At 55.7% G+C, this 12,655-nt stretch carries 12 protein-coding genes; 4 read left to right on the forward strand and 8 right to left on the reverse strand.

What is annotated here, in order from left to right:
- Window positions 1-40 precede the first annotated feature (40 nt).
- Window positions 41-1,009: a hypothetical protein gene (locus tag Yoon_RS01855; protein WP_238109621.1), complete on the reverse strand. Its 969-nt coding sequence runs from the start codon at window positions 1,007-1,009 to the stop codon at window positions 41-43.
- 269 nt (window positions 1,010-1,278) lie between these two features.
- On the reverse strand, window positions 1,279-1,878 hold the full coding sequence (locus tag Yoon_RS01860) for a superoxide dismutase (RefSeq protein ID WP_238109622.1): 600 nt from the start codon (window positions 1,876-1,878) through the stop codon (window positions 1,279-1,281).
- A 214-nt stretch (window positions 1,879-2,092) separates the two neighbouring features.
- Here Yoon_RS01860 and Yoon_RS01865 point away from each other — a divergent pair, with 214 nt between their 5' ends.
- Entirely contained in the window at window positions 2,093-3,190 is a 1,098-nt protein-coding gene (locus Yoon_RS01865) for a Hint domain-containing protein (RefSeq protein WP_238109624.1), read from the forward strand.
- 8 nt (window positions 3,191-3,198) lie between these two features.
- Here Yoon_RS01865 and speB read toward each other — a convergent pair whose 3' ends face one another.
- The 5 genes from speB to Yoon_RS01890 all read right to left on the reverse strand — a co-directional run bounded on the left by speB (window position 3,199) and on the right by Yoon_RS01890 (window position 9,480).
- Entirely contained in the window at window positions 3,199-4,170 is a 972-nt protein-coding gene (speB, locus tag Yoon_RS01870; protein ID WP_238109626.1) for an agmatinase, read from the reverse strand.
- 77 nt (window positions 4,171-4,247) lie between these two features.
- Complete coding sequence (locus tag Yoon_RS01875; RefSeq protein WP_238109628.1) at window positions 4,248-4,814, reverse strand: sarcosine oxidase subunit gamma; 567 nt, start codon at window positions 4,812-4,814, stop codon at window positions 4,248-4,250.
- Window positions 4,807-7,872: a sarcosine oxidase subunit alpha family protein gene (locus tag Yoon_RS01880; RefSeq protein WP_238109629.1), complete on the reverse strand. Its 3,066-nt coding sequence runs from the start codon at window positions 7,870-7,872 to the stop codon at window positions 4,807-4,809. The genes Yoon_RS01875 and Yoon_RS01880 overlap by 8 nt, the downstream gene beginning before the upstream one ends.
- The gene (locus Yoon_RS01885; protein WP_238109631.1) at window positions 7,869-8,198 is read right to left on the reverse strand and encodes a sarcosine oxidase subunit delta; all 330 of its coding nucleotides are present in this window, start codon (window positions 8,196-8,198) and stop codon (window positions 7,869-7,871) included. Before Yoon_RS01885 ends, Yoon_RS01880 begins: the two co-directional genes overlap by 4 nt.
- A 37-nt stretch (window positions 8,199-8,235) precedes the next feature.
- Complete coding sequence (locus Yoon_RS01890; RefSeq protein WP_238109634.1) at window positions 8,236-9,480, reverse strand: sarcosine oxidase subunit beta family protein; 1,245 nt, start codon at window positions 9,478-9,480, stop codon at window positions 8,236-8,238.
- A gap of 188 nt (window positions 9,481-9,668) precedes the next feature.
- Here Yoon_RS01890 and ccmI point away from each other — a divergent pair, with 188 nt between their 5' ends.
- Genes ccmI through Yoon_RS01905 form a run of 3 tightly spaced genes read left to right on the forward strand, consistent with a single transcriptional unit; the run spans window position 9,669 to window position 11,604 of the window.
- Window positions 9,669-10,865, forward strand: a complete 1,197-nt coding sequence (ccmI, locus tag Yoon_RS01895; RefSeq protein ID WP_238109635.1) for a c-type cytochrome biogenesis protein CcmI — start codon at window positions 9,669-9,671, stop codon at window positions 10,863-10,865.
- The gene (gene ruvX, locus Yoon_RS01900) at window positions 10,862-11,338 is read left to right on the forward strand and encodes a Holliday junction resolvase RuvX (protein ID WP_238109637.1); all 477 of its coding nucleotides are present in this window, start codon (window positions 10,862-10,864) and stop codon (window positions 11,336-11,338) included. Before ccmI ends, ruvX begins: the two co-directional genes overlap by 4 nt.
- A complete protein-coding gene (locus Yoon_RS01905) occupies window positions 11,335-11,604 on the forward strand; it encodes a DUF1289 domain-containing protein (protein WP_238109640.1) in 270 nt (89 codons plus the stop codon). The genes ruvX and Yoon_RS01905 overlap by 4 nt, the downstream gene beginning before the upstream one ends.
- Here the strand turns inward: Yoon_RS01905 and Yoon_RS01910 are convergent.
- Window positions 11,561-12,634 carry an ABC transporter ATP-binding protein gene (locus tag Yoon_RS01910; RefSeq protein WP_238109642.1) on the reverse strand — a complete coding sequence of 358 codons (1,074 nt, stop codon included), beginning with the start codon at window positions 12,632-12,634 and terminating at the stop codon, window positions 11,561-11,563. The genes Yoon_RS01905 and Yoon_RS01910 overlap by 44 nt on opposite strands.
- Window positions 12,635-12,655 lie beyond the last annotated feature (21 nt).

Consider the following 12,655-nt stretch of genomic DNA (forward strand, 5'->3'; position numbering starts at 1 on the left):
TAGAGGCTTCATGTAACGCGGCCACAAGCATCATAACACCTTATTTTCGCGTATTATTTTTAGCCATACGCGCACGCAATAGCGCACCGATATCTTGCTGATCACGTTCCCTTTTTGCCTCATATTCCGCGCGTTCCGCCTGCGCCTGTAGGGTGCGTCTTTCATAGCTCAATGCCGCCCCCGCGCATTGCAAACAAAACACCCAAATCGCAAACAAGATGGCCCCCGACACAATCACCGCATGGCGCAGGGTAAAGGCTGCATCTTTTTTACCAGACAAAATGAAAATAACATCATCCAGCTTTTCACGCAGCACCGTAGAGAAATCTAGAAACGACACGACCCCTTCGACAAAATACCCTGTCGCCGCCGTAAGCCCGGTAATCATCAGCATCAATAGAAACATGATGCCAAAACCGGCGCCAAAACCATCAAAGTTCGAAAAACTGATCCCCTTTGGGTTTGTCCCCGCCACAAAGTTTGCAAGCGCTGGCAGCAAAGCCGCGCGCATGGCCATCATGATGAGACTGCTGAGCAACGACACAAACGTCAGCGTGCCCATAGCAATGTCTGTTGACAGCTGACCAACTGGACCATCAGGGGCATCAGCGGCGCTGATCCCGAGCTGCCCAGAAACGACAAAGGCCGAAACACTGGTCACAACCACAAGCAAAGCCCCCACAGTGACCGTTTCAAACAGTCCGTAACCAGCAGCCCCTGCAAACAGCCGTTGTTGTGAGTTTTTAGTCGCAAACCCAAGCGACCGCAGGCCAAATCTAATCCCAATCAAATAGGGATGCATCGAAATCATCGCGAACATAATGGGGACCACAATCGCAAACACCAGGATCCCAAGAAAGCCGATCACCGGAATGCCCAGCATCGCCGGAAATGTGCCAAACACAAAGAAAAGCGTCATCGCCGTGTAAGCGACAATCCAAAAAGGCAGCACAAGCACGAACCGCCACAAGATCGAAAAAGACAGAGGAATACTACGCAATAAAAGCAAAGAAAGCTCCTTTCAAAATGGTTACAACACGGCGCACAGATACGGGCACTGCGCGGATCAGCGCAGCGACGGAAAATTGCGTGTGTCGGGTGGTGCCTGCGCGCAAAAACGGCGCGGCACGGGCTAGACGCGCAGAGGCTGCGCTTCGGAAAATTGTTTGGTTAGAATGATCTAGCTATATAGATATAGGAACGCGCAGTGGCGTTTTCAAGACAAAGGCCCGCCGCGATATACGCGACGGGCCTTTTTGGTAGCTTTAAAAGCGAAAGTTACAGGCGACCCGCAACGTTTTCCCAGTTCACCAGATTGTCCAAGAAGTTGGTCAGGTAAACAGGGCGTTTGTTGCGGAAATCGATGTAATAGGAATGTTCCCACACATCGCAGCCCAGCAGCGCCGTTTGGCCAAAGCACAGTGGGTTCACGCCGTTTTCTGTTTTCGTCACTTTCAACGCGCCGTCGGTGTCTTTGACCAACCAGCACCAGCCGGAACCGAACTGGCCAGCACCCGCCGCAGAAAACTGCTTTTTGAATTCATCGACAGAGCCAAAGCTTTCAACCAATGCTTTTTCCAGCTCAGTTGGGATCGCGTTGCCGTCGGGGCCCATCATTTCCCAGAACTGGTTGTGGTTCCAAAGCTGAGAGATGTTGTTGAAGATGCCGTTTTGCGCAACCGAAGCCGCATCATACGTGCCGGTGATGATCTCTTCGAGGCTCTTGCCTTCCCATTCAGTACCCGCAATCGCCGCGTTGCCATTGGTGACATAGGCGTTGTGGTGCAGGTCGTGGTGGAACTCGAGCGTCTCAGCGGACATGCCTTTGGCGGCAAGTGCGTCGTGTGCATAGGGAAGATCAGGAAGTTCAAAAGCCATGGTGCTCTCTTTCTGCGTTGCGAATTTATGTAGTGATACATGTCACATGGCGGGCAGAGGTCAAGCCCGTGATGAAACAACGCTGCCCAACAAACGAGCAAAAGTGACCAAAAATTGATATATGGCCCCTATTTTATGCTTTTGAGTACCTTTCATACTGCGCAAAACGGTTTAAGAGTCCTACTAGAGACTATCGATGCCGAAGGATCAACAGATGGCACTGACGAACCTAATTATCAACGGTGACTTTTCAAATAGCACCAATACGAGCGCGGCTGGCTGGACTGGCACCGACATTGAGACACGCGTGTCATCGGTCTACATCTCCGGGACAGGCAACAACCGCGTTGCCGAACTGAATGGTGGCACCGGAAACGTGACTGTCATGGAACAGACATTCACGGTCGACAGCGCGCGGGACGCAGATTTAAATTTCGACTATGCGCTGCGCGATAGTGGGACATTGGGCGTTGACGGTTTCAAGGTCGAGGTTTTGGACAGCAATGGCGTCGTAATATTCACGCAAGACATCGTGCCAGACGTGCAATCGACGTATATTGAATTCTCAGATGTCGTGACATTTCCGGCCGCAGGTGACTACACAATACGTTTCACCGAAATCGGCGACAATGCCGACGGCTCTGGCGCCGTATTGGATAATGTTGAACTGCTTGTTTGTTTTGCCGGTGAAACGCGGATCAAAACGCCAACCGGATATGCGATGGCCCGAGATTTGAAAGCCGGGCAATTGGTGACAACACAAAACGGACCGAAACCCATTCGCTGGATCGGACGCCGTGTCGTTGACGCTGCCGCGATCGAAGAAGACGCGCGTTTCCTGCCTGTGCGTATCTGTCAGGGCGCGCTGGGCAACGGTCTGCCAACCCGCGATTTACTGGTATCACGCCAGCACCGCATCATGGCCCGGTCCCCAATCGCACAACGCATGTTTGGGCAGGCCGAAATATTATTGGCCGCGATCCGATTGACAGGTTTGCCTGGAATTTACGTTGATACCTCTGTCCGCGAGATCGAGTATTTCCATTTTCTTCTAGATGATCACGAGGTGCTGCTGGCCGAGGATACCCCTGCAGAAACATTGTATTTGGGCGATCACGCCAATGCGGCACTTGGCAATGACGCGGTTGCGGAAATCGACCTGATTTTCCCGGGCCTTCGCGCCCGCCACAGTGAGGCCCTGCCCGCACGCGCAGTCCCAACCCGCGAAAGACAGATCCGCTTTATGTCACGCGTTGTCAAAAATGCGCGCCCCGTATTAGAAGACTTCACCCAAAACACAGGTGAGTGCTAGATTTCGGTTCAGCGGGCGCTGCGGGCATGAAAGATAAAGCCCAAAAAGTTCAATATAATCTGCGCAGCCAAGACCTGTGTACTTTCGGTGGGGTCATAGGCTGGGGCAACTTCGACCAGATCGATGCCCACGACATCGCCGCGCTGCGCTAGCCCTTGCAAGATTTCGAGCACATCATAGTACAAGAACCCCCCGTGGCTTGGTGTCCCCGTACCGGGAGCGATAGAGGGGCAAAAGGCGTCGATATCAATCGTAACGTAATAGCGCGCACCAGCGGGAATTCGGTCAAGCACGGCTTGCGTGCCAAGCTTGCGCACTTGGCGCACTGACAAAATATCAGAACCGCGTGCGCGCGCATCTGCGTAGCCTTCTTTGGCGGTTGATGACACATTGCGAATGCCCAATTGGGTCATGCCCGACACGTAATCTTTTTCAATGGCGCGGCGCATTGGATTGCCGTGCCCCGCGGTCACCCCGTGGCGTTCATCGACAAAATCCAAATGCGCATCAATTTGCACCACATGGATGTCGCCGTTTTTCGCACAATCATCTGCAAAGGCGTTGATACAAGGGATGTTGATCGAATGATCCCCACCGATGGTGACAGGCAATGCGCCCGCGGCCAGAATTTTGCTGACGCCGTAAGCAATATTGGCGTGACTTTCATCTGTCTTGGTATGAATGATATCGGCGTCGCCTATATCGACGATCCGGACATCCTCGGCCAGATATGTCGCATCATCTTCAAAATCATAGGCCCCTGCATGGCCAAAACTAAACAGGGTTGATGCCTCGCGGACCGCCCGGGGACCAAAGCGCGCGCCGGGCCGCCACTGCGTGCCAAAATCAAACGGAGCACCCAACACGGCGACATCCGCATCAATCTGATCCCAATCCGCGACATAGGGTTTCTTGCCAAATGTCGAAATCCCCACGAACGGAAGATTCAACCGCCCTGCTTCATAGCCGTGTTTTGTCATGTGATACCCCGATGATTTCTTGCACCAATTTTGACAGAAACCTGTGTGATATCAAGGCATGATAGGGTGGCGGCCCGTTAGTCAAAAAGGCCCACAGGCCCCGCTTTGGCTGACATCGCCAAGAGATCAAACGCGTAATCCGCGACCGAACGGAAACAGATCACTTCGATCGTGTCTGCATCACGCATCCAAAACGCAGCGGCCACTTGGCCGATATGCGAGCGGCGGAAATCACCGGGCTGAAACGCTTCTGGGTGCAGGTCGACGGGCGCGAGTTTTGCGATCACTTCGCGGGAAAATGCACCTTCAACCGTGATCAAAGCGCGCGCGTCTGATACGTTTTCAGCCAAATGGTGTTTCTTTTTCATTCCCTTAGCGATGGTGTCGAGGGCCGCGTCGACCTCCGCATAGGGTAGAAGGATCAAGACTTCATCCGGGGACATCCAGCACAGTCCCTTTTCCCCGACGCAATTGGCTTGGCCATTTGTCGGAAAATCAACCCCAGTAAGCCCTGTGCAAATTGATTTGAGTTTGCTGAACGCAAGGTCCCCGCGCAGGGTGATCATCCCGCGCAGGCCTGCCTCAGAAATTGTGACTTCGCCGGGGGCGATCTTGCCATTCAAGGCGCTGACGGCATTAGACATTTTGCTTTGCCCCTTCTTTATCATAGAATACCGGGTCAACGATTTTGGCAGCAATCGTGGTGCCATCAACCTTGTTGAATTCAATCACCTCGCCCATGCGGTCGGGGCCATTGTGGACCAAACCCATCGCGATGCCACGCTCAAGCGTTGCGGAATAATAGGTTGATGTCACACGGCCTTGAGTCGCTATTTGATCATTCGCATTTGCACCAACATCACGATGATCAGTCCACTCAAGCGTCTTGTCGTAGTGATCAGTATCAAAATCAATTGCATAGGCCCCATCAGGCAAAACAGACCCATCGACGGTTTCCAGCCCCACCAGCTTCCAGCGGTTCGGATCGGCCATATGGCTGCGCAGATGCGCGCGTTTGCCTAGATAATCTTCTTTCTTCTTGGAAAGCGCCCAATTGAGGTTCAAATCCTGCGGGATCACTGTCCCGTCGGTTTCATCCCCGATCATGATAAAGCCTTTTTCGGCGCGCAGAATATGCAAGGCCTCGGTGCCATATGGCATGGCGTCGAATTCTTCGCCCGCCGCGATCAGCGTATCCCAGAATGCAGCACCCTGCCCGGCTGGCACGGCAACCTCATAGGACAATTCGCCCGAGAAACTGATCCGGAACACCCGTGCGTCGAAATCACCTATTTTTCCGGCTTTCCACTGCATGAACGGCAGCGCTTCGGCGGATAGGTCCATATCGCTGCCCAATTTTTGCAGCAGTTTGCGGGCCTTCGGCCCAACAACCGCGACCTGCGCGTATTGTTCGGTGACATTTGCGACATAGACCTGCATGTCCCACCATTCGCATTGCAGCCAGTCTTCCATATGGGCGTGAATGCTTTCGGCGCCGCCGGTGGTTGTGTGGCACAGCCAAGTGTCGTCATCCATGCGCACGACAACACCGTCATCCATCAAGAACCCATTCTCTGAGCACATCAGACCATAGCGGCATTTTCCAACGGGCAGCGTTGACATCATGTTGGTATACATCAGATCAAGGAATTTACCCGCGTCCGGCCCTTTGACGATCAGCTTGCCCAGCGTTGACGCATCCAACAGCCCCACGTTTTCACGGGCGTTTAGCACTTCGCGGTTCACGGCGTCATGCACGCTCTCACCCTCACGAATATAGGTATAGGGTCTGCGCCATTGGCCAACAGGTTCGTTGTCAGCGCCATTGGTGTTGGACCAAGCTGATACCGGCGTTTTGCGGATCGGTTGGAATAGATCGTCACGCGCGGCCCCGGTGATCGCGCCCATCGAAATTGGCGTATAGGGCGGGCGGAAGGTCGTCGTGCCCACATTCGGAATATCTGCGTTCAGTGATTTGGAAAGAATCGCAAGACCGTTGATATTGCTTAATTTTCCCTGATCTGTCGCCATCCCCAAGGTGGTGTAGCGTTTAGTGTGTTCGACGCTTTCAAAGCCTTCTTGCGCGGCCAATTGCACATCAGACACTTTCACGTCGTTTTGGAAATCAAGCCACGCCTTTGCGCGCAACGCATGTTTTGCGCCTTGTGGCATCAACCATACCGGCGAGATCGCACTTTCTTCGGCGTCTTCGCCCAGTGGCGCTTCTGCGCCGCGTTTGACATGGCCTGCAACCTTTGCAGCGGCACGGCCAGCAGCCCACCCATCGCCCACGGCTTCGGCGGTGAACAGATGCCCATTCGCCGTGCCTGCAGTGATGACAAAGGCTTGCCCATCGGCGCCAGTTGGTGGCTTTTCGTGATCAGGGCGGAACATCACCTGATCGGCATCCCAAATCAGTTTACCGCCACAATGGGACCAAAGATGCACAACCGGCGACCAACCGCCCGACATCGCAACGCAATCGCATGCGATTTCTTCCAGCACAGCCCCTTCGCCCGCTTGGGCACAAAGCCCAACCGATTTGACGCGTTTGCCGCCTTTGACCTTGGCAATGCCTTTGCCCAGTTCCACCCGGATGCCCAATGCGCGGGCCTCATCAATCAGCGGACCGTCTGCATCGGGGCGCGCATCAATGATCGCGGGAATATCAAGCCCGGCCTGCTTCAGCACCAGCGCCGTGCGGTACGCGTCATCATTGTTGGTGACAACAACAGTGCGGTCGCCCAGCGACACGCCGTAGTTAACCACATAATCGCGCACAGCACCGGCCAAGGTCACCCCTGGAATATCATTGCCCGCAAACGACAGCGGACGCTCAATCGCCCCTGTCGCAGTGATGATTTGTTTGGCCCGGATGCGCCAAAGACGGTGGCGCGGACCATCCACATTAGGCGTATGATCTGTCAATCGCTCGTAGCCAAGCGCATAGCCGTGATCATAAACCCCAGCGCCCATGCAGCGCAAACGAAGCTCAACATTTGGCATATTTTCAATTGCTTGCACGGTGGATTTAATCCAATCAACGGCAGGCATTTCGTCGATCACGGGTGTGTCCACAACGGCGCGACCGCCCCAATCTGCGGTTTGTTCCATCAGTAACACACGCGCGCCTGCCTCGCCCGCAGCACGCGCAGCGGCCAGTCCGGCGATCCCACCACCAACGATCAAAACATCCACATGGGCGTGGAAATGTTCATAGGTGCTTGTGTCACGGTCTTTGGGGGCGCGGCCTAATCCGGCGGATTTTCGGATAATCGGCTCGTAGACGTGTTTCCAGAATGCGCGCGGATACATGAACATTTTGTAGTAAAAACCAGCAGGCAAGAACCGCGAGAACGCCGTATTGATTGCACCGATATCATATTCAAGGCTCGGCCAGTGGTTCTGCGATTGCGCTGTCAGCCCATCGAACACTTCGGTCGTCGTGGCGCGTTGGTTTGGCTCAAACTGTCCGCCCTCACCCAGATTAACCAGCGCGTTCGGCTCTTCTGCCCCGGCACCGACGACACCGCGTGGACGGTGATATTTGAACGACCGCCCCATGAGCATCTGGTCGTTTGCCAGCAAAGCCGAGGCGAGCGTATCACCCTCAAACCCGCGCAGGTTCTTGCCGTTAAATTTGAAAGAGACCGCTTTGTCTTTATTGATCAAACGGCCCATGCCAGAGAGACGGGTGCTCATTTGAAATTCCCCCATGACCAACCGGGACGCTGCGCGGATATGGCATCTTTGATATCTTGTGGTGGTTCCAGCGTTTGTGCCGGATAGGTGCCGAACACCTGCAATGTTGTGGTGCAGCGTGCCGCCAAAAACCATTTGCCGCAGCCGTAAGCATGGCGCCAGCGCTCAAAGTGTACGCCTTTGGGGTTTTCGCGCATGAACAGGTAGTCTTCGAACGCGTCATCCGATGCGCCCGGCCCCTCACGTGTTAAGTGGGCTTCGCCGCCGGCATGAAGATCAGTTTCATCGGCATCCACGCCGCAATAAGGGCATTTGAGTGTCAGCATGGGAAAACCTCAGAATAAGTAGAGCTAAAGATTAACATCAGTGTGCCACCCCCGCTGCGACGCTTTCGTCGATGAATTTGCCTTCGCGGAAACGGAACATGCTGAATTCATCGGTCAGCGGGGACTGCCCTTTGGCCATGAGTTCGGCCATCGCCCAGCCAGATCCGGGGATCGCTTTGAAACCGCCCGTGCCCCAGCCGCAGTTCACAAAAACACCTTCAATGGGTGTTTTGGACAGAATGGGAGACCGATCCCCAGTCACATCCACGATCCCACCCCATTGGCGCAGCATTTTTAGCCGCGATACCATTGGGAATGTTTCGACCAAGGCGCGCACGGTTTCTTCAATATGGTGGAACGATCCGCGTTGGGTGTAGTTGTTAAACGCATCTGTCCCGCCGCCGATGACCATCTCGCCTTTGTCGGATTGGGACATATAGCCATGCACGGTGTTCGCCATCACAACCACATCCATGCAAGGTTTGATCGGCTCAGACACCAGCGCCTGAAGCGCTACAGATTCCAGCGGCAACCGGAAACCTGCCATTTGCGCAACAACGCCTGCGTGCCCAGCCACGACCATGCCAAGCTTGTCGCAATCGATCGATCCCTTAGAGGTATCGACGCCAACAACCTTGCCGTTTTCCTTGCGCACACCGGTGACTTCGCATTGCTGAATAATATCCATGCCCATATCGGAACAGGCCCGCGCATAGCCCCACGCCACCGCATCATGGCGCGCAGTGCCACCACGTTCTTGGTAAAGCCCGCCCAAAACAGGGTAGCGCGGCCCGTCAATGTTCATAATCGGACAAAGCTCTTTAACCCGCTGCGGGCCAATCCATTCGGTTTTCACGCCTTGCAGCGCGTTGGCCTGTGCCGTGCGTTGATAGCCGCGGATTTCGTGCTGGGTTTGCGCCAACATGATCACGCCGCGCGGGCTGAACATCACGTTGTAGTTCAGGTCTTGCGACATGGTTTCATACAGGCTGCGCGCCTTTTCATAGATCGCAGCGGATGGGTCTTGTAGGTAATTCGAGCGGATAATGGTCGTATTGCGCCCTGTGTTCCCACCGCCAAGCCAGCCTTTTTCCAGCACCGCAACATTTGTGATGCCAAAATTCTTACCAAGATAGTAGGCAGTGGCGAGCCCATGCCCCCCAGCGCCCACGATAATCACATCATATTTCTTCTTGGGTGCGGGTTTGGCCCAAGCGCGGTCCCAACCGGTGTGTTGGCGCATAGCTTCACGGGCGATGGCAAAGGCGGAATAACGTTTCATGCGATCATCGATTCCCTGATTTGTCGGACGAGCTTATATTCTAACTGGACCCATCGCGGTGCCAAGAGGATACTCTCAGCGGCGTCTGGCTGCCGTTTTGCGACATCACCCCTGCCACGTGGTCGCAGCCCCCTTTCCACAGCCGCCTGTGATGGTTATGTCAGCGTGACGTTGTTTAGGTGGATAGCATGATTTTCTGGCTCATTTGTGTGGTGTTAACTCTTGGGGTTGCTGGCATTCTGGCAGCGCCATTGTTGCGAACGGCCCAAACCGAAACGGTGAACCCCGATATCGCGGTCTATAAGGCCCAGCTTTCAGAAATCGACCGCGACCTTGAACGTGGCATCCTGCCCGAAGCAGAAGCCGAACGCGCGCGCGTAGAAATCGCGCGACGGCTTTTGGCGGCCAGCAAAGCTGTCACCACAACCCCGCAATCAGGAAGGGCATCGCCGCTACTGATGGGGGGGATTACCATCGCGATTTGCGCTTTGACATTTGGCATCTACGCGTACTTGGGCGCACCGGGCTATGATGATCTGCCACTAGAGACACGGATCGCAACCAGTGATGAGATGCGCGAAAACCGCCCCAGTCAAGCAGCGCTTGAGGCGCTCGCACCTCCGCGGGTCCCGGTTGATGCGCCGCAAGATTTTATGGACGCCATGGATCAGCTTCGCACGATCGCGCCTATGCGCCCTGACGACCCTGAGGCATGGTCGCGCCTCGCCTATTACGAAGGCGAATTGCGTAATTTCGCCGCAGCGGCGGCTGCGCAAGCCCATCTGCTGGACATATATGGGGCAGAAGCCACGATTGATGACATGCGCCTGCTTGTCGATTTTCAGGTCGCCGCCGCAAACGGGTTTGTCTCGCCCGAGGCCGAGGCCGTCATTCGCATCATCCTTGACCGCGACCCGCAAAACATCGGCGCGCGCTACTATCTGGGGTCGCTTTATAACATGACGGATCGCCCCGATTTCGCCTACCAACTGTGGCGCGATTTCGCAGAGAACGGCGATTTGAACAGCTTTTACGTTACCTCTGCACGCGCGCAAATCGAAGACGCCGCCTACCGCGCGGGCATCGATTACAGCTTGCCCGAAGTGCGCGGCCCCTCTGCCGCTGACATCGCCAATGCCGAAAACATGACCGAAGAAGACCGCGCCGCGATGATCAACGGGATGGTTTCCGGGCTCGCGGACCGTTTGGCCTCTGAGGGCGGTCCAGCATCCGACTGGGCGCGGCTGATCGCGGCCTACGGCGCGCTGGGGGAAACGGACAACGCGCGCATGATCTGGGTCGAAGCCCAAGAGGTGTTTGGCCCAAATGCGGATGCGATGGTCATCCTACGCGACGCGGCACAAACGGCGGGGCTACTCGAATGATCTGTGAGACACCGCAGGAATTTGCTGCTGCAATCCCCGCATACGGGGCGCTCGCAGGGCTTGATCTGGGCACGGTTACCATTGGGGTCGCCGTGTCTGATTTAATGAAATCCGTGGCCACGCCGCTAGAAACGATCAAGCGCAAGAAATTCGGCGTGGACGCGGCCAAGCTGCTTGAAATCACCAATGCGCGCAAAATCACGGGAATCGTGCTGGGTCTGCCGATGAATATGGACGGATCAGAGGGACCGCGTTGTCAGGCGACACGCGCATTTGCGCGCAATCTTGAACGGCTGACCGATTTACCGATCACTTATTGGGACGAACGGCTATCGACCGTCGCCGCCGAACGGGCACTACTCGAAGCAGATACATCGCGCCAGCGCCGTTCCGAAGTCATCGACCACGTTGCTGCGGCCTATATCTTACAAGGGATGCTTGATCGGTTGGGCAATCTGCGGGCCGCAACATGACCGATGACATCTGGGCGCGCGATGAGATCGAAAGCCCCTGCATTAAAATCTGCGTGATCCATCCGCAAAGCAGGCTTTGCGCCGGTTGCCTGCGCACGATTGATGAAATCGGCGCTTGGTCGCAGATGACGCCGGATGCGCGGCGGACAGTGTTGGATGAACTCGAACGCCGACGCAGTCAAATCACCAAGCGGCGCGGAGGACGGTCAGCACGTGTTGCGGCTAATCGCGCGGAAACACAAAACACCGATCCCGACGGATCATAATCCAGAGCGGCGTGCCGATTTGTGGCAAGAAGACCGACGGCACACTCGCCTGCAAAAGCGATCCATCGTAATCCATCCGCAACGAAACCAAACTCGACGCGCCGACAAACCGCGCGCGCTCAACCACGCCGCGCGCAGGCGCGCCATCGCTGGCGGTCGGGTTTGGTCCGTGCCCGGCCCGATCAAAATCAATTTTCAGATGCTGCGGGCGGATCACAATATCAACCTCTGTTCCATCTGGCACGCCGGGGGCCAAAAACTGCCCAAAGGGTGTTTCAGTCAATGCGCCCTCAACTGTGCCCGTGATCACATTGATATCACTAAAGAATGCCGCCGCCCTGCGATCCACAGGGGTGTTATAGATATTATAGGGTGCGCCTTGCTGCACGATTTTGCCGTCGCGCATTAGCGCAATTTCATCAGCCATGCGCATGGCTTCGCCAGGTTCATGGGTGACCAGCAGCACGGCCGTGCCTTCGCCCTTGAGCACCTCCAGCGTTTCATCACGGATTTCATCGCGCAACCGGTCATCAAGACCCGAAAAAGGTTCGTCCATCAGCATCATTTGGGGGCGGGGTGCCAAGGCACGCGCCAATGCGACACGCTGCTGTTCGCCGCCTGACAGTTGGTGCGGATAGTCGTCGATGAAACGGGCCATGCCGACTTTTTGCAAAAGCTCTTGCACACGCGCTACCGCGTTTCGGTCACCGCGCAGCCCAAACGCAACATTTTGCCCGACGCTCAGATGCGGAAACAGCGCAAAATCCTGGAACATCAAGCCGATTGAGCGCCCTTCTGGCGGGACACGAAAAACCGTATCGCAGACGAGATGCCCATCAACATGGATGGTGCCCCTGTCTTGCATCTCGACGCCGGCAATGATGCGCAGCGTCGTGGATTTCCCGCACCCCGATGGGCCCAACAGACAGGTCACCTGCCCCGGCATCACGCTCAGGCTCAGGTCGTCGACAACCTGCCGCCCGCCAAAGGATTTGACGATATTCTTGATCTCAAGGCGGGGGGTCAGCATAAGGCGCGCAATCCCTGACGG

Source organism: Yoonia sp. I 8.24 (assembly GCF_022096995.1).
In the GTDB taxonomy this organism is placed as follows: domain Bacteria; phylum Pseudomonadota; class Alphaproteobacteria; order Rhodobacterales; family Rhodobacteraceae; genus Yoonia.